The sequence below is a fragment of the Parvibaculum sp. genome (assembly GCF_039680535.1).
GTDB lineage: Bacteria > Pseudomonadota > Alphaproteobacteria > Parvibaculales > Parvibaculaceae > Parvibaculum.
The window spans coordinates 69,274-96,021 of the sequence record NZ_JBDKSS010000013.1; the positions used below are offsets into that span (position 1 = coordinate 69,274).

The 26,748-nt window shown below is 62.3% G+C and carries 23 protein-coding genes and 1 tRNA gene; 17 read left to right on the forward strand and 7 right to left on the reverse strand.

Translation table 11 applies throughout. The annotated features are described in order from the left end of the window. Positions 1-33: 33 nt before the first annotated feature. Entirely contained in the window at positions 34-1,524 is a 1,491-nt protein-coding gene (locus ABFC66_RS07380; RefSeq protein WP_346740305.1) for a HAMP domain-containing sensor histidine kinase, read from the forward strand. Then, entirely contained in the window at positions 1,521-2,513 is a 993-nt protein-coding gene (glk, locus tag ABFC66_RS07385; protein ID WP_346740306.1) for a glucokinase, read from the forward strand. The genes ABFC66_RS07380 and glk overlap by 4 nt, the downstream gene beginning before the upstream one ends. Here glk and ggt read toward each other — a convergent pair. After that, on the reverse strand, positions 2,510-4,234 hold the full coding sequence (gene ggt / locus ABFC66_RS07390; protein WP_346740307.1) for a gamma-glutamyltransferase: 1,725 nt from the start codon (positions 4,232-4,234) through the stop codon (positions 2,510-2,512). The two genes, glk and ggt, sit on opposite strands and share 4 nt — an antisense overlap. Before the next feature lie 61 nt (positions 4,235-4,295). Between ggt and ABFC66_RS07395 the strand changes: the two genes are divergently transcribed. Both ABFC66_RS07395 and ABFC66_RS07400 read left to right on the forward strand, forming a co-directional pair. Then, positions 4,296-5,336: a P1 family peptidase gene (locus ABFC66_RS07395; protein ID WP_346740308.1), complete on the forward strand. Its 1,041-nt coding sequence runs from the start codon at positions 4,296-4,298 to the stop codon at positions 5,334-5,336. Between the two features lie 104 nt (positions 5,337-5,440). Further along, positions 5,441-5,517 (forward strand) — tRNA-Arg (locus ABFC66_RS07400). 60 nt (positions 5,518-5,577) lie between these two features. On the opposite strand, the gene ABFC66_RS07405 is transcribed toward ABFC66_RS07400, so the two are convergent. Beyond that, on the reverse strand, positions 5,578-6,765 hold the full coding sequence (locus ABFC66_RS07405; RefSeq protein ID WP_346740309.1) for a hypothetical protein: 1,188 nt from the start codon (positions 6,763-6,765) through the stop codon (positions 5,578-5,580). Then, positions 6,762-7,577, reverse strand: coding sequence for a hypothetical protein (locus ABFC66_RS07410; RefSeq protein WP_346740310.1), 816 nt, complete (start codon positions 7,575-7,577; stop codon positions 6,762-6,764). Before ABFC66_RS07410 ends, ABFC66_RS07405 begins: the two co-directional genes overlap by 4 nt. Before the next feature lie 260 nt (positions 7,578-7,837). Here ABFC66_RS07410 and ABFC66_RS07415 point away from each other — a divergent pair, with 260 nt between their 5' ends. Next, positions 7,838-8,806, forward strand: a complete 969-nt coding sequence (locus ABFC66_RS07415; protein WP_346740311.1) for a hypothetical protein — start codon at positions 7,838-7,840, stop codon at positions 8,804-8,806. 354 nt (positions 8,807-9,160) lie between these two features. Next, positions 9,161-9,937 carry a DUF6065 family protein gene (locus ABFC66_RS07420; protein ID WP_346740312.1) on the forward strand — a complete coding sequence of 259 codons (777 nt, stop codon included), beginning with the start codon at positions 9,161-9,163 and terminating at the stop codon, positions 9,935-9,937. Positions 9,938-9,949: 12 nt separating this feature from the next. Here the strand turns inward: ABFC66_RS07420 and ABFC66_RS07425 are convergent, their stop codons facing one another. Beyond that, a complete protein-coding gene (locus ABFC66_RS07425; RefSeq protein ID WP_346740313.1) occupies positions 9,950-10,621 on the reverse strand; it encodes a Crp/Fnr family transcriptional regulator in 672 nt (223 codons plus the stop codon). Positions 10,622-11,054: 433 nt separating this feature from the next. Between ABFC66_RS07425 and ABFC66_RS07430 the strand changes: the two genes are divergently transcribed. The 8 genes from ABFC66_RS07430 to ABFC66_RS07465 all read left to right on the forward strand — a co-directional run bounded on the left by ABFC66_RS07430 (position 11,055) and on the right by ABFC66_RS07465 (position 20,842). Continuing rightward, positions 11,055-12,398 carry a globin-coupled sensor protein gene (locus tag ABFC66_RS07430; protein ID WP_346740314.1) on the forward strand — a complete coding sequence of 448 codons (1,344 nt, stop codon included), beginning with the start codon at positions 11,055-11,057 and terminating at the stop codon, positions 12,396-12,398. A gap of 37 nt (positions 12,399-12,435) precedes the next feature. Further along, positions 12,436-14,358, forward strand: coding sequence for a PAS domain S-box protein (locus tag ABFC66_RS07435; protein ID WP_346740315.1), 1,923 nt, complete (start codon positions 12,436-12,438; stop codon positions 14,356-14,358). A gap of 119 nt (positions 14,359-14,477) precedes the next feature. Then, positions 14,478-15,233 carry a helix-turn-helix domain-containing protein gene (locus ABFC66_RS07440; protein ID WP_346740316.1) on the forward strand — a complete coding sequence of 252 codons (756 nt, stop codon included), beginning with the start codon at positions 14,478-14,480 and terminating at the stop codon, positions 15,231-15,233. A 24-nt stretch (positions 15,234-15,257) separates the two neighbouring features. Then, complete coding sequence (locus ABFC66_RS07445) at positions 15,258-16,250, forward strand: HlyD family efflux transporter periplasmic adaptor subunit (protein WP_346740317.1); 993 nt, start codon at positions 15,258-15,260, stop codon at positions 16,248-16,250. Further along, on the forward strand, positions 16,237-18,963 hold the full coding sequence (rbbA, locus tag ABFC66_RS07450; protein WP_346740318.1) for a ribosome-associated ATPase/putative transporter RbbA: 2,727 nt from the start codon (positions 16,237-16,239) through the stop codon (positions 18,961-18,963). Before ABFC66_RS07445 ends, rbbA begins: the two co-directional genes overlap by 14 nt. Position 18,964: 1 nt before the next feature. Beyond that, positions 18,965-20,086: an ABC transporter permease gene (locus ABFC66_RS07455; protein ID WP_346740319.1), complete on the forward strand. Its 1,122-nt coding sequence runs from the start codon at positions 18,965-18,967 to the stop codon at positions 20,084-20,086. 110 nt (positions 20,087-20,196) lie between these two features. Further along, positions 20,197-20,454, forward strand: coding sequence for an Hsp20/alpha crystallin family protein (locus tag ABFC66_RS07460; protein ID WP_346740320.1), 258 nt, complete (start codon positions 20,197-20,199; stop codon positions 20,452-20,454). Between the two features lie 127 nt (positions 20,455-20,581). After that, positions 20,582-20,842 carry an Lpp/OprI family alanine-zipper lipoprotein gene (locus ABFC66_RS07465; protein ID WP_346740321.1) on the forward strand — a complete coding sequence of 87 codons (261 nt, stop codon included), beginning with the start codon at positions 20,582-20,584 and terminating at the stop codon, positions 20,840-20,842. A gap of 60 nt (positions 20,843-20,902) precedes the next feature. On the opposite strand, the gene ABFC66_RS07470 is transcribed toward ABFC66_RS07465, so the two are convergent. Then, positions 20,903-21,826 carry a L,D-transpeptidase family protein gene (locus ABFC66_RS07470; protein WP_346740322.1) on the reverse strand — a complete coding sequence of 308 codons (924 nt, stop codon included), beginning with the start codon at positions 21,824-21,826 and terminating at the stop codon, positions 20,903-20,905. On the opposite strand from ABFC66_RS07470, the gene ABFC66_RS07475 reads away from it, so the two are divergent. Then, entirely contained in the window at positions 21,825-22,340 is a 516-nt protein-coding gene (locus tag ABFC66_RS07475; RefSeq protein WP_346740323.1) for a L,D-transpeptidase family protein, read from the forward strand. The two genes, ABFC66_RS07470 and ABFC66_RS07475, sit on opposite strands and share 2 nt — an antisense overlap. 12 nt (positions 22,341-22,352) lie before the next feature. Here ABFC66_RS07475 and ABFC66_RS07480 read toward each other — a convergent pair whose 3' ends face one another. Next, positions 22,353-23,273 carry a universal stress protein gene (locus ABFC66_RS07480; RefSeq protein ID WP_346740324.1) on the reverse strand — a complete coding sequence of 307 codons (921 nt, stop codon included), beginning with the start codon at positions 23,271-23,273 and terminating at the stop codon, positions 22,353-22,355. A gap of 115 nt (positions 23,274-23,388) precedes the next feature. Beyond that, positions 23,389-24,372, reverse strand: a complete 984-nt coding sequence (locus ABFC66_RS07485) for a zinc-dependent alcohol dehydrogenase family protein (RefSeq protein ID WP_346740325.1) — start codon at positions 24,370-24,372, stop codon at positions 23,389-23,391. A gap of 202 nt (positions 24,373-24,574) precedes the next feature. Here ABFC66_RS07485 and ABFC66_RS07490 point away from each other — a divergent pair, with 202 nt between their 5' ends. Together ABFC66_RS07490 and fixJ are read left to right on the forward strand one after the other, a co-directional pair. After that, a complete protein-coding gene (locus tag ABFC66_RS07490) occupies positions 24,575-26,080 on the forward strand; it encodes a PAS domain S-box protein (RefSeq protein ID WP_346740326.1) in 1,506 nt (501 codons plus the stop codon). After that, positions 26,073-26,693 (forward strand): response regulator FixJ, encoded by a 621-nt coding sequence (gene fixJ / locus ABFC66_RS07495; protein ID WP_346740327.1) that lies wholly within the window; start codon positions 26,073-26,075, stop codon positions 26,691-26,693. The genes ABFC66_RS07490 and fixJ overlap by 8 nt, the downstream gene beginning before the upstream one ends. Positions 26,694-26,748 lie beyond the last annotated feature (55 nt).

Sequence of the window (26,748 nt, forward strand, 5' to 3'; positions counted from 1 at the left end):
GCGGCCATATCGCGCGCCGCGAGGGAGCAGGCAATGGCAGAAGGCGAGGGAAGAGCAAGGGGCGGGCGCTGGCGTCTGGGCCTTGCCCAAAGCCTGTCGCGGCGCCTTCTCGTTCTGACCATTCTTTTCGTGATGCTGAGCGAGGTGCTGATCTTCGTTCCCTCCATCGCCAATTTCCGCAAAACCTGGCTTGAGCAGAATCTGGGCGCGGCGCAGATCGCAGCGCTCGCTCTCGAAGCGACGCCCGACAATATGGTGTCGCCCGCACTGCAGCAGGAGCTTCTCGAGAACGCGCAAGTCTTCGCCGTCTCGCTTCATCGCGACAATGAGCACCGGCTGATGCTCAGCGAGAAGATGCCGCCGAGCATCGACGCGACCTATGACCTGCGCGACGCCATGCCGACCACGCTCATCATGGATGCATTTCATACGCTCTTTTCCCGCGATGGGCGCGTGATCGAGGTCAAGGACTTTCCCCGCTTCGGCGCGGGCGATTTCATCGAGATCGTCATCAGCGAAACGCCGCTGCGTCACGCGATGCTGAATTACGGCGCCAACATCTTCTGGCTCTCCATCGTGATTTCGGTGATGACTGCAAGCCTCGTCTATCTGGTTCTGCATCTCGTGTTCGTCAGACCCATGCGGCGCATCACGGAGAACATGGTCGCCTTCCGCCAGAACCCGGAAGACGTGCGCCGCGTCATCGCGCCGTCCGACCGTGAAGACGAGATCGGCGTCGCGGAGCGCGAACTCGGCGCCATGCAACGCGAAATTCGCGCCACGCTCAACCAGCAGGCGCGGCTCGCGTCGCTTGGCGCGGCGGTGAGCAAGATCAACCACGATCTGCGCAACATCCTTGCCAATGCCCAATTGATTTCCGACCGCATCGGCGCGGTGAACGATCCGACGGTTCAGCATCTCGCGCCGCGGCTTTTCGCGTCGATAGACCGCGCCATCGACCTCTGCACCAAGACGCTGCGTTTCGGCCGCGCGGATGAGGAGCCACCACGGCGCAGCCGTTTCGCGCTTGTGCCGCTCGTCGACGAAGTGCGGGAGCTTGTGGGGCTTCCTGTCGACGGGCGCATTCAGTGGGTGAACGCGGTGCCAGACGATCTCTCGCTCGTTGCGGATCGGGATCATGTTTTCCGAATCCTGCTCAATCTGGGCCGCAATGCGGTGCAGGCGATCGAAGGCGCGAACCGCCCGGGCGAAATCCGCATCGCGGGCCATCTCGCGGGAGATCATGTCCATATCGACGTGGCCGATACGGGGCCGGGCCTTCCCGACAAGGCGCGGGCCCATCTTTTCGTTCCGTTTGCTGGCAGCGCGCGTTCAGGTGGCACGGGGCTCGGGCTTGCCATCGCCGATGAACTTGTGCGCGGGCATGGCGGCGCGATCGACGTGTTGACGACCGGCGAAAAGGGCACGACATTTCGCATCTGCATACCGGCGGAGGATAGCGTGCTCGATTGTCGCGAGGCGGAAAGACGGAACACCTCAAAGCCCGGCGTCGCGGCGCAATGAGCGGCGGTCTTTTCCTCGTTTCCGATATAGGCGGCACGAATGCGCGCTTCGCGCTCGCGCGGGTGGCCGGCAGTGAGATCGCGGTCGATGCACCGACGATTTTTCATACTGCCGACTACGCATCGCTCGACGCGGCGCTTGCGGCCTTTCTCGACCTGAAGGGACATCCGCATCTCGACGCCGTAGCCGTCTGCGCGGCGGGGCCCGTCGAAGGCGAAGGCGCAGCGGCGCATGTTCACATGACGAATTGCCCCTGGGAGGTTTCCGTCAGGGCGCTCGCCGATGCGACCGGAGTTTCGCGCCCCGTCCTCGTCAATGATTTCGCGGCGCTCGCCCGTGCCGTTCCGGCGCTGAAGCCGCATGAGCTTCACGCCGTCGGCGTGGGCAAGGCCGACGCCAATGCGCCCATAGGCCTTCTCGGCGCCGGCACGGGGCTTGGCGTTGCCGCTCTGGTCCCCGCTGCGGGGCGCTACATCGCGGTGCCGGGCGAGGGCGGCCATGTCGATCTCGCGCCGACGAATGCGCGCGAGATCGAAGTGTTGACGCATCTCATGAAGGTGCATGGCCGCGTCTCCGTCGAGCGCGTGCTTTCGGGACCGGGCCTCGTGGCGCTTCACTCAGCGCTTGCAGCGATCGAAGGCGTATCCGTCGAGGGACGGCTGACGGGTGCGGATATTTCACAACGGGCGCAGGCGAAGACGTCCGCTCTCGCGGCGGAGGCTGTGTCGATGTTCTGCGGCTGGCTCGGTTCGGTCGCAGGAAACCTCGCGCTCACCCTCGGCGCGAAGGGCGGCATCTTCATCGGCGGAGGTATCGTGCCGGGCTGGATCGCGAATGAGCGGGGCCTCTTCGATGAGGCGCTGTTCCGGCGTCGCTTCGAGGCGAAGGGGCGCTTCGAATCCTATCTGGCGGCGATCCCCGTCAACGTCATCATGCGCGGCGACGCGGCGCTTCTCGGCCTTGCCCATGCCGCGAGGGACGCGACCTAGCGCGCGCCCTCGACAACCGTGCCGTCGCGGCGCGGATCGGCGCCGCCATCGAGGCCGCGCGATGTCAGCCTGATGCCGTGGAGGCCGCTTTTCAGCTCGCCCGGCGTTACCTCATGGCCAAGCTGCTGCAATTGCGGCGTCAGCTTTTCCAGATCGGTGCCCTTCTCGATTTCGAGCGCGGCATTGCGGTCGAGAAAACGGGGCAGGGAAACGGCCGTCTGCATGTCCATGTTCCAGTCGAGCAAGCCGATCAATGTCTCCGTCACATAGCCAATGATGCGGCTGCCGCCGGGCGAACCGATGGCGGCGAAGAAATCGCCGTTCTTGTCGAAGACGATGACGGGATCCATGGCCGACATGGGCCGCTTTCCCGGCGCCACGGCATTCGCAACCGGCGCGCCGTTCTGCTCCGGCACCAGCGAGAAATCCGTAAGCTGATTGTTGAGAATCATGCCGGCCGCCATCAGGTGGCTTCCGAAAGGGGCCTCAACCGAAGTCGTCATCGAGACGACGTTTCCTTCCATATCGAAGATGCTGAAATGGCTGGTCGAGGGGCGCGCGATATCGTCGTTGATGCCATAGGCGTCCGCGCGCTTGTCGTCGATCATGCCGGGCTCCGCGCGGCCCATGGAGCGGCTTGGGTCGATGAGGCTCGCACGTCTGTGCAGATAGCTCGCCTCCAGCATGGCATCGACCGGCACATGCACGAAATCGGGATCGCCGATGAATTTGGCGCGGTCCGCATAGGCGAGCTTTTCAGCCTCGGCGATGAAATGCACGGCTGAGAGCGACATGGGCTCGATCTGGCTCATGTCGAAATTCTCGAGGATGCCGAGAATCTGCAAGGTCGTGAGGCCGCCGGACGTGGGCGGCGGCATGGTGCAGACGCGATAGTCGCGATAGGCGCGGCAGATGGGTTCGCGCTCCTTTGCCTGATAGGCGGAGAGATCGGTGAGCGACAAGGTGCCGGGAAGCGCGGGCGTATGGGTGACCGCATCGACGATCTTCTGCGCCACGGGCCCGGCGTAGAATCCGTCAGGCCCTTTCTTCGCAATGCTCTTCATGGTTTCGGCAAGCTCCGGATTCCTGAGCACTGCGCCGGCTGTCAGCGGAACGCGATTGCCGCCCGCGTCCTTCGTGTAAAAATAGTCCTGAACCACCGGCATGGAGGGGAGCGCCGTGTCGCGCCTGACGGCCTCTGCGAGTTTTGGCGAAATCCTGAAGCCTTGGGTCGCAAGCCTGATCGCGGGCTCGAAGAGATCGGCCCAGGGAAGCTTCCCGTGCTTCTCATGCGCCAGCCAGAGCATGCGGACGACGCCCGGCGTACCGACCGAGCGTCCGCTCAGCACAGCGTCGCGAATGCCGAGGGGCTGCTTCTGCGCGTCGAGGAACATGTCAGGCGTCGCACCGGCGGGCGCCGTCTCGCGGCCGTCATAGGCATCGAGTTTGTCCGAGCGCGGCGACCAGTGAAGCATGAAGGCGCCACCGGCGAGGCCCGACGACTCAGGCTCGACCAGCGTGAGCACCGCCTGTATGGCGATGGCCGCATCGACCGCGCTGCCGCCCTTCTTCAGGATTTCCGCGCCCGCCTCACTTGCATAGGGGTTCGCGGCGGCCACCATAAAGGCGTGCCGTGTGCCCTGTCCGAAGGACCACCACAATGCAATCGCCACAACGAGGATCGCCGCGATGATGACGGGCAGAATTCGCTTGAGCGGCATGCGCTGATCCCCTTCACTCGGTATGGCCCGGCCGGAGCCGGCAACCAATCTGGGACAGCTTATGAACATCGGCACCATCCGCAAGGGAAAGCTCAACCTCATCACCGATGTTGAAGGCATTGCCGTCGGCAATGCGGAGGACACGGATGTCCGAACGGGCGTCACTGTGGTGCTCCCCGACGAGGCGGCGGTCGCGGCGGTTGATGTTCGCGGCGGGGGCCCGGGCACGCGCGAAACCGAAGCGCTCGATCCGGCCTGCCTTGTCGATGCGGTGCATGGGCTCGTTCTCTCGGGCGGTTCGGTCTATGGGCTCGATGCCGCGTCGGGGGCCGTGGCGTGGCTCGGTGTCCGCGGACGCGGCTTCGCGCTTGGCAATTCGCCTCTGGTGGCGCCGGTCGTGCCCTCGGCGATCCTCTTTGATCTGACCAATGGCGGAAACAAGGACTGGGGCGAAGAGCCGCCCTACCGCGCCCTTGGCAGAGAGGCTTGCGAGAGGGCGGGGCGAAGCTTCTCGCTCGGCAATGCCGGCGCGGGCTTCGGCGCACGGGCGGGGCTTTTCAAGGGCGGGCTCGGTTCTGCCTCCGCCGTGTCCGAGAGCGGGCTCGCGGTCGGCGCTCTGATCGCGGCCAATCCCTTCGGGTCGGTCGTCATGCCGGGCAGCCGCGCCTTCTGGGCGGCGCCTTATGAAATGGACGGAGAGTTTGGCGGCCATGGCTGGCCCGCTGACATGGGATTTGCCAGCCGCGATCCCTTCGACGACACCAAGGCAGCGCTTGCGGGCGTGAGCCCCGGCACGAACACGACGATCGGCGTCGTCGCCGTCAATGCGGACCTGACGCCAGCCGAGGCCCGCCGGGTCGCCATCATGGCGCAGGACGGCGTCGCCCGCGCGATCCGCCCCGTGCATACGCCGGTCGATGGCGACATCATTTTCGTGCTGGCGACCGGCAGGGCGCCGCTCGGCGCCGAAAACCGGGCTGCCCGTATCGCCTGGCTGGGGTCTTTGGCGGCGGATTGTGTGGCCAGATCGGTCGCGCGCGGCGTCTATGAGGCAGAAAGCCTAGGCGGGATCGCGAGTTATCGCGAACGCCACGGGAAATAAACCTGTTAAAAAGCCTGAATCGGCCCCTTGCCTTCGGCCGCGCTTCCATTTAAGAGTTCCCCGTCCTTGAGACGCGGCCTTCGGGCCAAGCGTCCGTCGGTCATGCGCCGGTAGCTCAGCTGGATAGAGCATCAGACTACGAATCTGAGGGTCGGAGGTTCGAATCCTTCTCGGCGCACCATTCTTCTTCAAACAACCGTTCAAGATCTCGCCGGACTCGGCGCGCTGTCCCGTCGCCTGATTAGTCCGCTTCAAGCATGGCGGCGATCGCGGCTTGGGCGGTGAAGGCCTGATCGCGGCTGCCGGCCAGGACGAAGCCGGTAACGATCGAGTGCCCGTCCGCGGCGGTGAGCCATGCGGCGTCGACGAGGCGGGTCGGGACGAACCACAATTCGGCAATCGGTCCGGCGAGCCGCCGCGCAATCTCGGACATCGAAAGTTTAGTCGTCAGATTTACCGACAATGAAACGGGCAGGCCGCTCCGCGCGGCGGCTGCGGGATGAAGCAGCACCTGTGCGGTTGATGAGTTGAACCGGAAATTCGGGTCGAAGAGCACCATTCGGCCGTCCGGTGTCTGGCCGACATCGAGCCCGGCCACCCCGACGAAGCCGCGCGTTCTTGCCGCCTCGCCCACGGCGATTGCGAAGTCGGGATCCGGCATCGGATGCATGGGATCGATAAGACTGCCCGACTGGTGGCCCGGCTCCGAGAAAATCTGCTCGGCGCTTCCGGCGTAAAGCGTTCGGTCCGCCTGCACGACGATCGAGGTGCACCAGCTCCTGCCTACCGGAACATCTTCTTCAACGATTACCCTGTCCGAGCTGCCGAGCTTGCGCAGATCGGAAAGGGCCCGGTCAAAACTGGCGGCGTCCGAGCAATAGCGAACGGCGTAACCCCAGCCGGTCGCCTCGTTCCCCGCCGCTTTCAGCCACAAGGGCGTGGCGGGCGGACAGGCGGCGGCTTCATCGATTTGCATGACCTGCCGACGGGGCAGGTGCGCCGCGTCGACGAGAGTGCCGAGCCTCTCCTTGGAATTGAGGTCCGCCCAAAGCGACGGCGGCACGAGCTGCGCATCGTTGGAATATCGTCCTTTTGGCAGCGGGTAGGGCGACATCAGGCGGTAGCCTTCGGCGATCAATGAATCCGCGTGCTTCTCTGCTTCGTTGCCGGATTCGTAGCGTCGCAGATCTTCTGCCACTTTAAGCCCCGCCGCTTCGAGAATGCAGAGAACTTCGTCCGTCGCCCCCGAGATGTGGCGCACTGAGGGCCGCCTGCCGAGAAGCCCGAGCATATGTGACGTGACGGCGTCTATGTTGAGCGGCGTATAGCCCAGCATGCGTGTCTGCGTGAGATCCGTGCGCGCCATGTAGGCAACGTTCCGGGGAAGTATCTCCTCTTCGGAAATCGCAGGTGCGAGACGGCAGGTCACGGCAGGAACTCCTCGATCCCGCCGGCAAGTTTCCTGAGCCGGGGCGATGAGCGGTCGCCGGAATAGGCGGGCGTCTTGTTCATGTCCAGCAGGATCGGCTTGCCGTGATGCATGACGTAGTCGAACTTTCCGAAATCGAAGTTTGATTTCTTTCGCAGCTCGACGAGTTCGTCGGGAACCTCGGTGAGGAATTCGTGGCCGACCATCGTGCCCGTCTTGACGAGCGGATCAGTGGAAAACAGGCGCCACCCGTAACCGGCATTGCCCAGGAACATCCAGCCGCGCAGGCAATAGAGTTCGCCCTCTCTTTCCGGCATGAATTTTTCGACGATGTAGTCGGGGTTGTCCCAAACCCAGCCAGGCACACGGCGGATCGATGGCAGGACCGGATATGTCCGATCCGGCAACGTCCGCGCCATGCGCCAGGAAACGCCTGCCGCCCGGCGGCGGAGGCGGTTCGATAGCGATGGCGTGCTACGATACTCCGGCAGGCCGAAGTGGTTGAGATTGGTCTTTACGATCACCTCGCCATCCCAGTCTGAGCCGGGACGGACTTCGAGAACCGAGAAGAGACGTTTCGAAATATCGAGAACGTCTCCGTTGATCGGGCGGATATCTCGATGAGGCGTGGGAACGTCGTTGGCCGCCAGACGCGTTCGATCGATATGCAGGATGCATGCATCGGCTTGCGGTGCGTAGGCGGTGCCCGTGACGCTTTCGATGCCGCGCTCGCGCCAGATATCGGTCAATAGCTTCAATACCGAAGATTCAGGCAGGCGCGGCGCAGCACATGCGATGCTGATAATGGACATGTCTCGGAAATCAAATGGTCAAAAGAATATATGCAGTGGCGGATAGTTCCGATTTTCGACGGCTTGTGAAGTACAATTGCTGTCATTTATTCAGTGAAATTTTGTATGCTTACAATGTTGCTTTTCTCTGTCGTGACCGTCGGTGGATGTAGCGCACAAGGAGCGGGCGCTCATTTCTGCATTCAGGCGCATGATTCTTCATGCGAGCAATTTTCTGGAAAATCCATGTATCCTGAAGCCCCCTTCATTGATGGTGCTTCATGATCGTTTTTGTTACGAGCCGTGGCCATGAGTACACCGTTGCGAGTCTCGCGCGCGGCACGTTCGGCTTTGAAGTGCCCGATATCGAGGTCATCAGCTACGAACGGTTGCTGCGATCTCGTCGAGTCGATCGCGCGACCTATATATTCACAGACATGGAGCGCCTCTCTCCCTGGGAACTGAGGGCGGCAGCGGATTTATTCCGTGCCTTGTCCAAAGCAGGGCTGCGCTGTCTCAACGATCCGGCGCGCGTCAAATCCCGTGTGGAACTGCTGCGCGCGCTTCATGCGGCAGGGCTCAATCCGTTCAACCTCTATCGTGCGGACGAACAGCCGCAGCCGGACAGGTTTCCCGTCTTCCTGCGCTTCGAGGCGGATCATGGCTGGCCGCTGTCCGAGCTTCTGGAAGATCAGGCGGCTCTCGATCTTGCCCTCGACACTTTGCATCGGAACGGAACGCCATTGCGGGGCGTCATTGCCGTCGAGCATTGTCCGGCACCCTATGCGGAGGGGCTCTGGCATAAATGGGGAACGTTCCGCGTCGGAGCGGCCATGTCGGTCGATCACATCTCGGTCGATGACAAGTGGCTGGTCAAATATGGCGACTGGGACAAGCTCTCGGATGAAGTGGTCGCCGACGAGCACGACGCCGTGTCGTCCAATCGCTTTGTGGCCGACCTGCAAAAGGCCTTCGACATAGCCGGGATCGATTTCGGCCGCGCCGATCACGCGATGGTCGGCGGGAAAGCAGTTGTCTATGAGATCAACACCAATCCCAATATCGTCCGATATGTGCCGGACCCGAAGCCTCTGCGCTTGCGCACGCAAGCCATTGCGCGAACGCGTCTTGCGGAAGCATTGAAGGCGATCGATTCTGAAATCGGGGGCAAGGTAGCGATAGAGGCGACGCCGCTGCTACGCAAATTTCGCCGCTGGCGGTTCGGGTTTCTCTTGCCCAGGCGGCCCTGAGAGATGTCGTGAAACGCGAAAGGCCGGATTTGAGTTGAAGCCATTGCCCGAAGGGCATGCAGGCTTCAGGACACGACATCCGGCCTCGTCGCGATTCGTTCAGAAGGAGGCGACTGGCGGCGGCGGCGAGGGCGGGCCGAGTGGGCTTCTCGTGGTAACGAAGGCCTTTGACACAGTCGAAATAGGCATTCCACATTCTCCCAGGATGAAACAGTAGGCGTAGGCGGCGGCTAATATGTGTAGCCGCTATGTTTTTAATTCTAGGCCATTCGGGTTTACTGTCCAGACGTCATGCGACGAAGTATTCCGTATTCGTCGCCATATTCGATTTGATTCTTGAGATGTGGAGAAAATATGCCGGAGCGAGATAGCGAGGCCGGAAGGATGCGCCACCTCTTCTGCTATCGCTTGCGCGATCTTGCGCCGAAGATCGTTCCTGGCCGTTCCGAGCGCGCCTGGATGGACGCCACCGATCAGCGATTTGCATATCGCTGCTTGCCGCTCACCATTGCCAATTCATTCGGCTGGGAGTTGTTGCTGCCGGCGAACGTGTCGGCGGAGTGGAATGGTGGATCGGATCTCGACGATATTTCGGTCGAGGTCGACGACGAGGCGTGGTCGGGCGGCAAGCTGGCCGTCTCGCATTTCGGTCATGGGGTGCTCACCTTTCAGACCGGCTATCTGTTCCGCACCGATCTCTCCGTGGGATTGCTGGTGCGAGGCGCCCCGAACTGGCCGCGCGACGGCATTGCGCCACTCGAAGGTCTGGTTGAAACCGACTGGCTGCCCTTTTCGTTCACCATGAACTGGCAGTTCACGCGACCGGGCCGCGTCACCTTCGGCAAGGGCGAGCCCTTTTGTTTCATTTCGCCTGTGGGGTATCGCGCGCTCGACGCGCTGATGCCGGAGATTGTCGACATCTCCGATGTGCCGGAAGAAAAGCGCCACTTTGAAGCCTGGTCGGAGGGGCGCCTCGACTTCAATGAACGTCTGAAGCAGAACGAACCTGTGGCGGTCCAGCAGGGCTGGCAGAAGTGGTATATCCGGGGGCAGAGCCCGAGCGGCGCGCCGGTCAGTCCGCTGCACATATCGAAGCTCCGTCTCGCAGATCCGGATGACGGGCAGGACTGAGCGGCGAAGGCGTCAGATATCGCGTCCGCCGGCCGCCTGGCGAAGCGCATAGGCGTCAGCGATCTTCAATGTGCCTGAGCCTATCGTAATCAAGCCGGTGCGACGGAACTTGCTGATGACGCGGCTGACATGCACTTGCGTGAGACCGAGTAGGTCGGCGATGTGCTGTTGGCGGATAGGAAAGTGAAATGAGTATCCGCTTTCACCGTTCCAGCCGCTTCGTGAGGCCATCTGAAGCAGGAAGCGGGCGATCCGCTCCTCCGATGTGCGCCGGCCGAGATCCACGATCCGGCTTTCGCTTTCCTCTTTCTCCGAGACGCAGATGTCCAGAAAGCAATGAAGCGCGTCAGGATCGTTGCGGATGAATTGCTGCAGCGCCTCTTTCTCAAAGAGGCATAGCCGGACCGGCGTGAGCGCCTGAACGGAGAAAGGCGCGGTATCTCTGACGACGCAAGTCACGGAGATGAACTCGCCGGGCATGCCGATGGAGAGTATCTGCCGCCGTCCATCGGTGATGGTGAGATAGCGGAGCGTCATGCCTTCGCGAATGATCGCGATATACCGGCCCTGCTCCTTTGCGCGATAGATGTGCTGACGTGCGCGAACCGAGCTCTCGCGGGGTTCCACTTCGGAAGCGGCGGCGCGGCCATGGCGAAGGAGCGAACAAAAGCCTTTGTCGCGCAAGGGGCAGCTGTTGCAGCCAGTCCACCCCGAGCCGTTGCCTCCTGGCTTGGCACTCTCGGCGGAGGGTACTGTCCGTCTTAACTCGGGCGCACTCGGGCTCATCAATACATACCGGCAGCGAGATTAAAGATCGGGTGTCCTGCCTCGCGCGTTCTGCTCGACGACAAAATTCCCGGCGCGAACATTATCCGTCTTCGTCAGAATGGCGACAGGTAAAACCATCTAGTTCAGTTGATCAGAAGACTTTCGATCCGGCCGATATTCTTTTTATTATCTAGATTATAAATCCTGATTATAAACAACGGTAAGTAGTTAATTAATCGAATACTTATTGAATTAACCAATATTTTGGAAGTGCGAAATAAAGTCGCACTCCTGTTGAGTATCGGAGTGTGCGTTTCGAAGGAAATCTATTCAGCGATAGGGGTGGGAGATGGAGAGCACGACAACGTCGACGGACCGTGAAGGCCGCTTGCGGTTCATGGAGATTGATGCGGATGTCAGCAAGGCGCTGCGCGAATTGTGGCACGTCATAGAGCCGCGCCTTCCCGATGTGCTGGATGGCTTCTATGCGCATCTCACGACGAGTCCCGCTCTCGCAAAGCTCGTGGGCAGCCAGTCGAACCGTTTGAAGCAGGCGCAGGGCAGCCACTGGGCGCGCCTCTTCGACGGGAAATTCGACGAAACCTATATGGAGGGTGTGCGGACCATCGGTCTCGTTCACAGCCGGATCGGACTGGAGCCGCGTTGGTACATCGGCGGCTACAAATACGTGCTCAACCGTCTCATCGAAGTCGTCGTCAACAAATACCGCTTCTCGCCCCGTCGCATGGCACGCGCCATCTCGGCGCTCAATGCGGCCGTGATGCTCGATATGGATCTTGCCATTTCCGTCTATCAGGAAGCGGTGATGATCGAGCGTGCGCAGAGGCAGCGCGAGCTTGAAGGCGCCATCGCCAGCTTCGAAACGGTGATGGGCGCGGTCGTCGGGTCTGTGGCCGCGGCGGCGACGGATATGCAGGACGCCGCCCAGTCGATGACGATCAACGCCGATCAGACAAGCGAGAGAACGACCGCCGTGGCCGCCGCCTCCGAACAGGCGTCGGCAAACGTGCAGACCGTCGCCACTGCGAGCGACGAGCTTTCGAGCTCCATATCCGAGATCGGCCGGCAGGCCGCGCTTTCGACGCGGATTGCAAGTCAGGCCGTGGATGAGGCGCACAAGACCGATCAAAAGGTCCAGAGCCTCGCGGCCGCCGCGCAGCGGATCGGCGATGTGGTCACGCTTATCAACGACATTGCGGCGCAGACCAATCTTCTCGCCCTCAATGCGACGATTGAAGCCGCGCGCGCGGGCGAAGCCGGCAAGGGCTTTGCGGTGGTGGCATCCGAAGTGAAGGGATTGGCCAACCAGACAGCGAAGGCTACCGAGGAAATCGCCGATCAGGTCAAGGCGATGCAGACGGCGACCGCCGAATCCGTCGACGCGATCGGCTCGATCGAGCGCGTCATTACCGAGATGAACGAGATCGCCGCCGCCATCGCGGCCGCCGTGGAGGAGCAGAACGCCGCGACGCAGGAAATCGCGCGCAATGTGCAGGAGGCCGCGCACGGCACCGAAGACGTTTCCTCGAACATCTCCGGCGTTGCTCAGGCCGCATCTGAAACCGGCGCTGCGGCAGCCCAGGTACGCGGCTCGGCGGGCGTTCTCGCCGAACAGGCTGAGACCTTGAAAAAGGAGGTCGAGGCGTTTCTTGCCCGGGCGCGCGCCGCCTGATCGTCAATGCGTCATTCGCTTTGCGGGGAGGGGTAAGATGTCCAAGCTGAACAATCTCGATCTTCTGACGCCGCCGGTCTTCGTTTTCGATCAGGCCAGCGGCGCCCTCCGCTCGCTGAGCGCGGGCGGAAAAGCTCTGCTCTCGGCACTTGGCCTTGCGCCGGACGACCGTCCGACTCTCATGCAGCTCGAACAGCGCATTGCGGCGCAGGGGCAGCTGGTCGCCACCTCGCTTCCGCCTGCGAACGGCGAGGACGGCACGCGCGAGATGCGCCGCACATGCATTACGCCCGGCGGCACGACCATCGGCATGATCCGCATCTGGTCGAGGGCCGCAGAAACGGTTCTGGTGGTGGAGATAGCGCTGCCGCGCGAGGAGGGTGCGGATGAGGTTGATGTTCTGAGGCATCGCTTCGCCGATCTTCTGGACACGGCGGGCGACGCAATTCTCTCGATCGACGCCGAACAGAATATCGTGCTCTTCAACCGTCAGGCTGAAACGCTTTTCGGTTATACCTCGGCGGAAATTCTGGGGCGGCCGCTGTCGCTCCTCCTGCCGTATGACATGCGCGAGAGGCACAAGGAGCATGTCGCGTCCTTCAAGGGCGAGAGGCAGCGCTCGCGCCTCATGTCCCAGAGGGCAGAAATCCGGGGGGTGCGCAAGGACGGGTCGAGCTTTCCGGCCGAAGCGTCGATCGCGAAGTTCGAGTTCGGGGGCTCCTTCGTTTACACTGCCGTCGTGCGCGACCTCAGCGAGCGCAACAAGGCCCTCGAATATCTGCGCTGGAGCGAGCAGAGTCTGGAGAGGGCGCAGCGGATCGCGAAGATCGGGAGCTGGCACTGGAATCTCCGTGCCGACATCATTACCGGCTCGGCGGAAACCTACCGGATATTCGGCTTGCCCGAGAGCGAGCCCCTCGACTATCAGGCATTTCAACGGCTCGTGCATCCCGACGACCGCCTGCTCGTGACGGCGCGCTTTCGGAAGGCCTTCGAGGCCGGCGAGTGCTGCGGCTTTGGCCACCGGATCCTGCTGAACGACGGAACCTTGCGCCACGTTCATCTCGAGATGGAGATCGAGCGCGATGAGCTGGGTATCGTCATTGGCACGACGGGCACGGTTCAGGATGTAACGAGCCTCCGGCAGATCGAGGTCGAGCTCAAGAACGCCAAGGAGGAGGCGGAGGCTGCGAACCGGGCGAAGTCCGAATTCCTGGCCAATGTCAGTCACGAGCTGCGCACGCCGCTCAACGCGATCCTCGGCTTTTCCGAGATCATGTCGAGTGACATTCTCGGCGCGCTCGATGTCGACCGCTATCGTGAATATGCGCGCGACATTCATCGCAGCGGCGAGCATCTCCTTGAGGTCGTCAACGATGTGCTCGACCTTGCGCGCATCGAGGCGGGCCGAACCATCCTGCATGAAGCTCCCTTCGACCCCGAGGAAATGGCGCGGGACTGCGCGCACATGATGGAAGAGCGCGCCGCAGCGGCGGGCCTGCGCGTCGAGATCGAGGCGATGCAGGCATTGCCGCAGCTCTACGGGGATGAACGCCTGTGCAAACAGGTGCTGATCAATCTGCTGTCGAATGCCATCAAGTTCACGCCCACTGGCGGGTTCGTTCGCGTCGGCCTGACCGTTCTGCCGTCGAAGGAATTCAGCCTCTCAGTCGCCGATAGCGGTATCGGCATTGCCGCGGACGACCTCCCCAAGCTCATGAAGCCCTTCGTTCAAATCGAGAGTCATCTGTCGCGCCGCTTTCAGGGCACGGGGCTCGGTCTTTCTCTCTGCAATGAATTCATGCGGCTGCATGGAGGCACGCTTTCGATCGAAAGCAAGCTTGGCAGGGGAACTGTGGTGACTGCGCGCTTTCCCGGCATTCGCGTGAGGAAACATGACGTCGAGGTGACTGCCTTCGAGCAGCGCCGCGTGGCAAGCGGCGGAAGGGTTGCCTCATAGCGGGACAAATTTTCGTGGTTGATACGTATATTCACCTATAGGTGGAATACCGGATTACGCGGCTCCGCTGCGGCCGACATCATGATGACCATTGCACAATACAGAACAAAGGGTTCGTCATGACAACCAGCCTGGCTCACAGTGGAATGGCGCCGAATGACGCGGTGGCTCACAGGCCGTGGCCAGTCATTGTCGGCGGCGCTTTGGCGCGTGCCCCCCGGGCGCGCGGCACATTCGTTCCCTCGGAAGACTTCCGATCGCTTGACGATTTTGGAACGACGGTCACTTTCTCGCGCAACGAGACGATCTTCAACGAGGGCGATAGCGCCAAATATGCCTATAAGCTGGTCAGCGGCGCGGTGCGCCTCTGCAAGCTCATGGCCGATGGCCGCCGTCAGATCACCGAATTTTATCTTGAAGGCGACATGTTCGGCTTCCTCGATCTCGACAGCTATGATTTCAGCGCCGAGGCGATCACGAATGTGGTGGTCATGCGCTATGCGCGCAACCACCTGAAGCATGTCGAGGAGCGGGACGGCGATCTGCAGCGCGAATTGGCGAACATGCTGCATCAGCGTCTTTCCCGGACGAATGCGCTGCTCGTCATGCTCGGTCGACAGACGGTGAAGGAGCGTATTGCCTCGTTCCTCATCCAGATGGCCGAACGGCTGGAAGGCGAGGCTCTGGAAGCCGCCTGCATCGACCTGCCCATGGGCCGTCAGGACATTGCGGACTATCTCGGCCTGACCATCGAGACGGTCTGCCGCGCCCTCAGCGAGCTCAAGCGGGCGGGCGTGATCGGCGTGCCGACGACGCATCAGATCGTTGTCAATGACATTGAGACGCTTCGCGCTATTATCGACGGCGATAACTGATTTTCTCGCTCTCCGGAGTTCATCATGCGTATGAGGATGCTGGGCCTCGTGGCGGCCATCGTCGCCGTGGCGATTGTCGCTGCGGGCTATGGCTGGTGGCGATGGTCGCATCCGGGCCTTCCCGATGGGGTCACGCAGACCAATGGCCGCATCGAAGCCGAACAGGTTCAGGTCGCGGCCAAGACTCCGGGCCGTGTCATGGAAGTACTGGCCGAAGAGGGCGATTTTGTGAAGGCCGGCGCCGTTCTGGCGCGAATGGATACGCGGGATACCAAGGCGCAGCTTCTCCAGGCTCAGGCTCAGCTGCTGGCGGCACAGCGCACGAAGGAAGAGGCCGTCGCCGCCGTGGCGCAGCGCGAGGCGCAGCGCACGCTCTATCGGCGGCAGTATGGCCGCACCGCCCGCCTCAACAAGTCGGGCTATGCCTCCAACGATCAGCTCGATCAGGCGCGCGCGCAGCGCGATGCGGGGGACGCTGCCTATGATGCGGCGGTCGCCAGCGTCAGTCAGGCGGATGCCGCCATCGAGGCGGCCAAGGCCACCGTCCAGCAGATCGAGACCGTTCTCGAGGATGCAGTCCTCGTCGCTCCGCGTTCAGGCCGCGTGCAGTACAAGCTCATCCAGCCCGGCGAGGTCGTGGGCGCAGGCACGCCCATCCTCACGCTTCTCGATGTCTCGGACGTCTATATGACGGTCTTCCTGCCGGCAAAGGTCGCGGGCGGGGTGAGGATCGGCGACGAAGCGAGACTGGTGCTCGATCCGGCGCCGCAATATGTCATTCCGGCGAACGTGACCTTTGTGGCCGCCGACGCGCAGTTCACGCCCAAATCCGTGGAAACGGCCGATGAGCGCGAGAAGTTGATGTTCCGCATCAAGCTCAACATCGACCGCGATCTGCTGGCGCGCTACGCCACCGTCGTGAAGACGGGTGTGCGCGGCATGGCCTATGTCCGCTACAGATCGGGTGTCGAGTGGCCCGCCACGCTTGCCGTGAAGCTCCCCGATGAGCCCCGCTGAGCGCGCGGTCGCCGTAGAGATCCGATCGCTGAAGCATCGTTATGCGCGGGTGGTGGCGGTCGACGATATTTCCGTCCAGATTCCTGCCGGCGTTATGGCCGGGCTTATCGGACCGGATGGCGTCGGCAAATCGACCTTGCTGGCCCTCATCTCCGGCGTACGAAAGATGCAGCAGGGCGAAATCCTGGCGCTGGGCGGCGACATGCGCGATCACAAGCATCGCAGCATGAGCCACCGGCGCATCGCCTATATGCCTCAGGGTCTCGGGCGCAATCTCTATCCGACGCTTTCCGTCTTCGAGAATCTCGACTTCTTCGGCCGGCTCTTCGGACAGGGCAAGGCCGAGCGTGAAAGCCGCATCAAGGAGCTTCTGCGGGCGACGGGTCTCGATCCCTTTCCGGATCGGCCAGCGGGCAAGCTTTCGGGCGGCATGAAGCAGAAGCTCGCGCTCTGCTGCGCGCTTATCCACGATCCCGACCTTCTCATCCTCGATGAGCCGACCACCGGCGTCGATCCGCTGTCGCGCAGGCAGTTCTGGGAGTTGATCGAGCGCATTCGGGCGCGCAGGCCCGGCATGAGCGTCATCGTCGCCACGGCCTATATGGAGGAGGCGGACCGGTTCGATTGGCTGGCGGCGATGAATGCGGGCAAGCTGATCGGGCAGGGGAGCCCGGCCGAGCTGAAGGCAAGGACCGGGAAGGAGACGCTGGAAGAAGCATTCATCGCGCTCTTGCCCGAGGCGTTGCGCGCCCAGCATGTGCCGGTTGTCGTGTCGCCGCGCATCGACGGCGACGGTGCGCCCGCCATCGAGGCCGAAGGCCTCACCTGCCGTTTCGGCGATTTCGTTGCCGTCGATCATGTGAGCTTCTCGATCGAGCGTGGCGAGATATTCGGCTTTCTCGGGTCGAATGGCTGCGGCAAGACCACGACCATGAAGATGCTGACCGGTCTGCTGCCCGCAACCGAGGGGTTTGCGCGGCTTTTCGGCGAACGGCTCAATGCGAACGACATGGCGACCCGCCGCCGCGTCGGATACATGTCGCAGTCCTTCTCGCTCTATGGCGAATTGAGCGTCAGGCAGAATCTCGACCTTCACGCCAGGCTCTTCGAATTGCCGCGCAACGAGGTTGGCCCGCGCGTCGAGGAAATGCTGAAGAGCTTCGATCTGGCGGATGTGGCCGACGAGATGCCGGAAGGCCTGCCGCTTGGCATTCGCCAGCGCCTGCAACTCGCCGTGGCCGTCATCCATCGGCCTGAGGTTCTGATCCTCGACGAGCCGACCTCCGGCGTGGATCCCATCATGCGCGATCAGTTCTGGCGCTATCTGCTCGACCTTTCGCGCAACCAGAAGGTCACGATCTTCATCTCGACCCATTTCATGAACGAGGCCGAGAGATGCGACCGCATTTCGCTCATGCATGCCGGCAAGGTGCTCGCCGTCGGCGCGCCGCAGGATATCGCGAAGCAGCATGGGCGGACCACCCTTGAGGACGCCTTCATCGATTGCCTGCGGGACGCGGCGGGCGCGGGGGCGACGGACGAGACGGCAGCGGACGAGACGATCATCAGCGAGACGGACAGCCTTCAGACGGGACGACGCTTCGACTGGCGGCGCATCTGGGCCTATGCCCGCCGCGAGACGATGGAAATTCTGCGCGACCCGATCCGTCTGACTTTTGCGTTGGCCGGCCCCATCGTGCTGATGCTTACCTTCGGTTACGGCATTTCTTTCGATGTCGAGAACCTCGCCTATTCCGTCTACGATCAGGATCAGTCGCCGGAAAGCCGCGGGCTGCTCGAGCAGTTCGAGGGGTCGCGCTACTTCGAGGAGCGTACGCCTGCGAAAACGGCATCCGAACTTCACAACATGCTGCAGGGCGGCAAGATCGCCGTCGGCATAGAAATTCCGGAAGGGTTCGGGCGCGATCTCCTGCGCGGACGAAAGCCGGAAATCAGCGTTCTCGTCGATGGTGCAAGCCCGTTCCGCGCGACGACGGCGGTCGGCTATCTGAGCGGCATAGCGCAGAGATATTTCGCACAGCTCTATGAAGGGCAGCGAACGACGACGCTTTTCAAGATCGAGACGCGCACGAGGTACAATCAGGCATTCGAAAGCGTATATGCGATCGTGCCAACGGTATTCACGCTCATCCTGATCCTCATTCCCGCGATGCTCACTGCCGTCGGCGTGGTCCGGGAAAAGGAATACGGATCCATCGCCAATTTCCGCTCGACACCCGTATCGCGGCTCGAGTTTCTGGTGGGCAAGCAGGCGCCCTATATCGTTCTGGCCTATATCAATTTTCTGACGCTCCTGCTGCTCGCGTTGTTTCTCTTCGGTGTGCCGGTGCGGGGGTCGGTGCCGCTGCTCTTTGTGGGCGCCTTTCTCTATGTCAGCGCGACGACGGGATATGGCATCTTCATTTCGACATTCACCAGGACACAGGTCTCCGCCATGTTCGCGACGGCGGTGACCGCGCTCATTCCCGCAGTCAATTTCTCCGGTCTTCTGGTGCCCGTCTCCTCGCTCACAGGCACGGGCCGGGCGATCGGTCTCGCCTTTCCGTCGAGCTGGTTCCAGGAGCTCAATATTGGCGTTTTCACCAAGGGCCTCTATCTCGCCGACCTCTGGGCCCCGACGCTGATGCTTGTCTTCTTCGCGCTGGTCTACACGATTGCCGGGCGTCTCTTCCTCAGAAAGCAGGAAGCCTGACATGCTGCGCTCCATCCGGAACATCGGCCGTCTCACCTACAAGGAACTGCGCAGCTTCCTTGCCGATCCGATTCTGCTTGTCCTGGTCGTCTATATCTTCAGCTTCGCCATCTATTCGATCGCGACCGGGGCCAAGACCGAGGTGTCGAACGCCGCCGTGGCCGTGATCGATGAAGATCATTCGGCGCTTTCGCGGCGCGTTCGCGAGGCGCTTCTGCCGCCGCTCTTCAAGGAAGCCATCGTCGTGACGCCCGCCGAGGCATCGCGCGGCATGGACGAGAACAGGTTCGTCTTTCTGATCGACATTCCTTCCGGCTTCGAGCGCGATCTGCTCGCGGGCCGTTCTCCGACGATCGCGCTCAGTGTCGATGCGACCGCCATGTCGCTTGCGGGAAGCGGCGTCGTTGACATCCAGAACATCATCACGGAAGAAGTGCAGAAGCTCGTCGCACATAGCGAACTCGAGACCAGCCAGCCGATCAGTGTGGTCCTTCAAAGGCTCTTTAATCCAAATTCGGAGTCGACATGGTTCACTTCGGTCATGGAGATCATCAACCATGTGACCATGCTCGGCATTCTGCTGGCGGGCGCCGCATTGATCCGTGAGCGGGAGCACGGGACGATCGAACATCTGCTCGTGATGCCGGTGACTTCCATCGAAATCATGCTGGCCAAGATCATTGCCAATGGCATCGTCATTCTCGTGGCGGCCATCGCCTCGCTCATCTTTGTCGTGCATTACGTGCTTGGCGTGCCTATCGCCGGGTCGCTGGTGCTCTTCGGGAGCGGGATGGCGATTTACCTCGTGGCCGTCAACGGGCTGGGCCTCATGCTTGCGACTTGGGCGAATTCCATGCCGCAGTTCGCGCTTCTGTCGATGCCTGTCCTGATCGTGCTGGAGCTTCTGTCAGGCAGCGCCACGCCGCTTGAAAGCATGCCCGTATGGCTGCAGACGGTCATGCAGTTCGCGCCGTCCACGCATTTCGTCTCATTCTCGCAGGACGTGCTTTATCGCGGCGCCGGCTTCAGCATCGTCTGGCCGGATATGATCTGGCTCGTCGCCATTGCCATTTTCTACTTCGTACTGTCGCTCGCCCGGTTCCGCCGCGCCATCGTCGCCTGATCCGGATTGCGACACTTCCTCTCTTTGATCGGAATCAAGGATTGAGTGGGGCCAAGGACGCAGAGTCGCCTTGGCGTTATCAATCTTCACCGTGGAAAAGGGAGCGGATCATGTCCCGGCTATTGCAGCGGTTTCCTGGTCATAGATCGACCGGTGGTGAAATCGATCTCTTCGGAAGCCTCCGCCGCGACATGCCCATCATCAAGGGCGAGAAGAAGGAAGAGCGCGAGGAGAAGAAGAAAAACTATCACGTGAAGGAGCGGAGCTGGGGCTCGTTCGAGCGCCGCGTCGCGATGCCCTTCCATGCTGACGCCGACAAGGTTCAGGCGAATTTCAGGAAGGGTGTGCTGACGGTCACCGTCCCGTAGCCCGCCGAGGCAAAGGCGCAGGTCAGGAAGATCGAGGTCAAGCCCGCTTCCTGAAAAGGATGCGTGGGGAATTCAAGGCGTCGGCACTTCATTGGGAGGTGCGGGCGGCATCAACAGGAGAGGTCATATGAATATGCTGTCACGTCTCATGCTGCCCGCGGCGGTCGCCTCGGCGCTGCTGCTCGGCGGTTGCGCCACCCATCTCAACGACCAGGATCAGGCGAAGCTCGATCAGGCCGTGAAGGATTCGGCGGAGGCCAAGGAAATGGCGCAGCAGGCGCTCACCCAGTCGCAGTCTGCCGCTGCCTCGGCCGATCGCGCGGCTGCATCGGCGCAGGCCGCGAATGAAAAGGCGGACCGCATCTTCCAGCGCTCGCTGCGCAAGTAATCCGACGTTTGAAATTGCATGCCGGGCATTCTCTCAATGAGAGAACATGCCCGGCATTATCTATTGAGGTGCGAAATAGCCGTCATTCGGCAATGAGACGCGAACCGGCGCCCCCGTCCTCTCGCGCTTTGCGCGCTCGACCGCATCCCAATCGATGCGTCCGGTAGCTTCTCCCGCCATGTGCACCACGAGGTCGTCGACATCGATCGCGGCCTCGGTCTCGGGTTTGCCGCCGGTTTCGATGGTGTCCGCATCCGACTGATAGGGATGCACCTCCACGTAGAACTCGTCATTCGACCAGCCCGCCTTGATCGGCTGGTTGACCACGGTGACGGGCGTTCCCACGCGGACCATGTCGTAAAGCCTCTGGATATCCTCCGGGTAAAGCCGGATACAGCCGTGGCTGTCGCGCCGCCCGATACTGTATGGCTTGTTCGTGCCGTGAATTGCGTAGCCCTGCCAGGCAAGATAAAGCGCGCGTACGCCCATCGGATTGTCGGGACCGGGGCCGACGGCCTGCGGCAGGTCCGGATTCTCGGCGTGTTCGGAGGCCGTCGGCACCCAGGTCGGGTTTTCGCGCTTGGCTCTGACCTTTGTCGTGCCGAGGGGCGTTTCCTTGCCCTCGCGGCCGATGCCCAGGGGGAAGGTCGCGACCTGTCCCTTCGGTCCGAAGTAATAGAGCCGCAGCTCCGGCAGATTGATGACGATGCCCCGACGGGGCGCCAGGGGCAGGATGTGGCGCGTCGGAAGGTGCAGCCAGTGCCCGGCACCGGGAAGCCAGGGATCTATGTCCGGATTGGCGGTCCTGATTTCGACATAGCCGAGGTCGAAGCGCTGCGCGATATCGGGCAGAGTATCCTCATGATGCGTCTCGTAGACTGTCGTCTCGCCGATGAGGTCGTCAGCGAAGGTGGGCGCGGCCGCACCGAGGACGATGGCTGTAAGGGCGCCGATGCCGCAGAATTTCAGAGTCGAAAACCGCATGACCTTGCTGTCCATTCGTGTCGTCCTCGCGGCGATGATCCTACAGCTGATTTGCGGCGCGGTCCTCGCCACGCCACTCGCGCCCGACGAATTGCCCAAGGCCGACCGCATCATCGTCTGGAAGGCAAAGCGCGAACTCGACCTGATGGTGAAGGGCGTCGTGATGCGCGCCTATCCGATCGCTCTGGGCAGTCATCCCAAGGGCGCCAAGAGCCTCAGGGGCGATGGCAGGACGCCTGAGGGCCTCTATGTGATCGACCGCCGCCTGGAACATTCGGAATATCACCGCGCGCTTCACATATCCTATCCGAACCCGGCGGACCGCATTCGCGCGAAAGGAGGCAATCCCGGCGGGGATATATTCATCCATGGAATGCCGCGTGCTTTCGGGCGCAAGGATCCTGCGCGCTTCTTCACCGACTGGACCAATGGCTGCATTGCCGTCGGCAACATAGCCATCGAGGAAATCTGGAACTCGGTCGACGATGGAACGCCGATAGAGATCCGTCCCTGACAGGTCGTCGGCTCAGTGAACCAGAAGAACGGGCATCGGCGCGCCGCCGAGCACATGACGTGTGACGCCGCCGAAGACGAACTCGCTGAGGCGGCTGTGTCCATAAGCGCCCATGACCAGAAGATCGGCATTCGCTTCCTTGGCGCATTGCAGAAGCGTGTCCTGTACCGGGCCGGCCGGATGCGCCATGTATGAAATATCCGCGTTGATGCCGTGCCAGCGCAGGCTTGTCACCAGCGCTTCGGTGGAGTTCGCGGTTTCTTCCTCGTTCTCGGCAATGGTCGCGATCGTGACTTTCGCGGCATTGGTGAGGATCGGCATGGCCGCGCTCACCGCGCGCGCCGCTTCCGGCGACGGCTTCCAGGCCACGACGACCGATTTTCCGATCTGCTTCGGCGCGCGCGGCCCGGCGAGAAGCAGGGGACGCCCGCCATTGATGAGAATGGTTCCGGCCACCGTGCGGGCAAGGCTGCCAAGGGCGGTGACGTTTCCGAACACCGTGAGGTCGTGGACGCGCGCCTCGGCGACCAGAATGTCGGACTCCCGGCCCGACGCTTCACGCCATGCAGCGGTCGCTGCCGGTTCCCCTGTCGGCGCAGTGGCCAAGGGCAAGGCTTCGCGCTTGCAGAAGGCCTCGAATGTCTTCTGCGCTCGTTCGGTCCGCTTGGCATCTTCGCGCTGAAGAACGTCGATGAGATCGCCCATCACCATCTGCGTTCCCATGCCCATCCCCATGTCGTAGCCGGCGGCCTGGATGAGGATCTGCTGGGAGTCCGGCCGGACGTGCACGCATTCGAGGTGCCCCTTAAAAGCGCGCGCAAGGAGCACCGCCGTCTCAAGCGCGACCGGATCGCTGGAAAAGCCCATCGTGGGCACGAGAATGGATTTGAACATGACCTCGTCCTTCGCCTCGCCGTCTGCGCTGCCGATCACGGCGACTGCACATACCGGCAACTGTGTTCATTTTGATGCGGCTGGGCCGAGGCCGCTTTGATCGAAGTCAGAGTCGCATGCCTGCGTCATTCCGCGCGGCGAGGGCGCTTCGATATCAGGGGACCAGAACAGCGGCGCCGGTGAGACGGCCCGAGCGGAGGTCGTCGAGCGCTTCATTTGCGCGGGCGAGCGGATAGGCAACCGTCGTCGTGTGAACGCCGATGGAGGGGGCGATGCGCAGAAAGTCGATGGCATCCTGCCGGGTGAGATTGGCGACGGAGAGAAGCTGCCGCTCCTCCCACAGAATGCTGTAGGGGAAGCTCGGAATATCGCTCATGTGAATACCCGCGCAGACGACGCGCCCGCCCTTTGCGACGGCTTTCAGCGCGGCGGGAACAAGCGCGCCAACCGGCGCGTAGATGATGGCCGCGTCGAGCAGCTCAGGTGCGGCCTCGTCGGAACCTCCGGCCCAGTCCGCGCCGAGCGAGCGGGCGAAATCCTGCGCCTTCGTGTCGCCGGGCGTCGTGAAGGCGAAGACCTTTCGTCCCTGTGCCTTCGCGACCTGAAGCACGATATGTCCCGCCGCGCCGAAGCCGTAAATGCCCAGACGTTCGGCCTTTCCGGCCAGCACAAGCGAGCGCCAGCCGATGAGGCCCGCGCAAAGAAGCGGCGCGATGGCGACATCGTCGCCGAGCCCGTCGAGCGGAAAGGCATAGGCCGCGTCGGCCACCGCATGGGTCGCATAACCGCCATTGCGCGTGTAGCCGGTGAACAGCGGGTGATCGCAAAGGTTCTCTCGCGCCGAACGGCAATAGGGGCATGTGCCGCAGGTGTGTCCCAACCAGGGAATGCCTACGCGCTGACCGATGGCGAAGCCCTTCACGTCGGGCCCGATCTCGTCGACGACGCCGACGATTTCATGACCGGGAATGATGGGCAGGGAAGGGTTCGGCAAGTCCCCATCGACGACATGGAGATCGGTTCTGCAAACGCCGCAGGCGAGAACGCGCACGCGAATCTCCCCACTGCTCGCATGGGGATCTGGCAGTTCGCGCTCAAAGAGCGGCGTGCCAGGCTTTTCGAACAACATCGCGCGCATGGGAGCCTCGTGGTTCTTGCCGGTCAGATCAAATCATCGTAGCAGAAGCCGGGTGGCGTCGGTCATGGCCCTCCGCCGATTAAGGGTGAAATTCAAGCTTCAATCGGTAAGATGAAAATCTTATTCTGGATCATTGGCACATGACGGGCCGAACTGTCTTCGAGCGTGGATGACGAACCCTCCCCCGGACAAGAGTAGCGATATGGAAAGCCGGGCGCGCCTCGACGCGCTGCTTGCCACGGCCGTTGATGGGGTCGTCATCATCGACAAGATGGGGATGATCCAGGTCTATAGCCCGGCCTGCGAAAAGCTCTTCGGCTATAGCGCCGATGAAGTGGTCGGCCGCAACGTGAAGATGCTCATGCCCGCGCCCTACCGGCAGGAGCATGACGGCTATCTCGAGCACTATCGCAAGACGCATGAGAAGCGGATCATCGGCATTGGCCGCGAGGTCATAGGTCAGCGCAAGGACGGGACCACCTTCCCGATGTATCTCTCCGTAGGCGAAGGAAGCTTCGGCGGCGAGAGCATGTTTGTCGGCATCATTCACGACATCACGCAGCGCCGCTATCAGGAGCATGCGTTGCGCGAGCGCGAGGCGCGTCTCAGTTCGATCCTCGAAACCGTGCCTGACGCCATCGTCATCATCGACGAAGTGGGCCTGATCGAATCGTTCAGTCCCGCCGCCGAACGTCTGTTCGGATATGCCTTCGCCGATGTGCTCGGCAAGAATGTGAAGATGCTGATGCCCTCGCCCTATCGCGAGAGCCATGACAGTTATATGGACCGCTATCGCAGGACGGGCGAGAAGCACATCATCGGCATGGGGCGCATTGTCGTGGGGCAACGCCGCGACGGCTCGACCTTCCCGATGGAGCTTTCAGTCGGCGAGATCAGCGTGGGGCAGCGCAGGCTTTTCACAGGCTTCATCCGCGACGTCACCGAACGCCAGAGCACTGAGCGCCGCCTGCAGGAGCTGCAGTCGGAGCTGCAGCATGTCTCGCGTCTGAGCGCCATGGGGCAGATGGCCTCGGCGCTTGCACATGAGCTCAACCAGCCGCTCTCGGCCATCATGAACTATGCCAAGGCCGCGCGGCGCACCATCGATGGCATCGACGATCCGCAGGTCGAGCGGGCGCGGGAACTGATCGACAAGGCGGGTGCCCAGACCGGACGCGCCGGCCAGATCATCCGCCGGCTGCGCGAATTCATCGAGAAGGGCAAATCGAATCAGGCCTTCGAGAATCTGAACCGCGTCATGGAGGAAGCGATCGCCCTCGCGCTGGTCGGCGTGGCCGAGGCGAACGTCAAGGTCATCGTGGACCTGGAGGCGGGGCTTCCGCAGGTGCTGATCGACAAGATTCAGATTCAGCAGGTGGCGCTCAACCTCATCCGCAACAGCGTCGAGGCGATGCAGGGTGGTTCGCGGCGCGAATTGCTGATCTCGACCCGTCGCGAGGACGACAAGTTCGCGCTGGTCAGCGTTTGCGACACCGGGCCCGGTCTTGCGCCGGAAGTGGCGGCGAATCTCTTCCAGCCCTTCACGACGACCAAGGAGCAGGGCATGGGCATCGGCCTGTCCATCTGCCGTTCGATCATCGAGTCTCATGGCGGGGAGCTCTGGGCGACGCCGAACGAGGATGCCGGCGTGACCTTCTCCTTCCGGGTTCCTCTGACCGACAGAGAGGAGGCTGCGGAGAATGAATAACTCCCCCGTCTTCGTCGTGGATGACGATGCGGATGTGCGCGATTCGTTGCGCGCCCTGCTCGAATCCGACGGATTTCGCGTCGAGGACTTCGATTCGGCCGCGGCTTTCCTGACGGCGCTGACGCCCGGCCGGGGCATCTGCCTCGTTGTCGATGTCCGGATGCCGGACATGGACGGGCTCACCCTTCAGGAAGAGATCGCCAGGCGGGGCGTGGCGCTTCCCATCATCATCGTCACCGGCCATGCCGACGTGCCGTTGGCGGTCCGCGCCATGAAGGCAGGCGCCCTCGATTTCATAGAGAAGCCCTATGACGATGAGTTGATGCTTTCGAGCGTCCACAGGGCGCGCGAGCAGACCATCAGCCAGCAGGCCCAGTCATCGAGTGCCCGGGAGGCGGAGGCGCGGGTCGCCGCGCTGACGCCGCGCGAGCGCGAGGTGCTGGAGCATCTGGTCGGCGGCCAGCCCAACAAGGTCATTGCTCATGAATTGGGCATATCGCCGCGCACGGTCGAGATCCACAGGGCGCATCTGATGGAGAAGATGCAGGCGCGCAGCCTGTCGGATCTGGTGCGAATCGCGCTTACGGCAGGGGTTCAGGCCGCGGGAGCCTAGGGAAAACCCCTATATCAGTCTGGCCAAAGGCTCCCTATCTTATTTCTGTCATCCA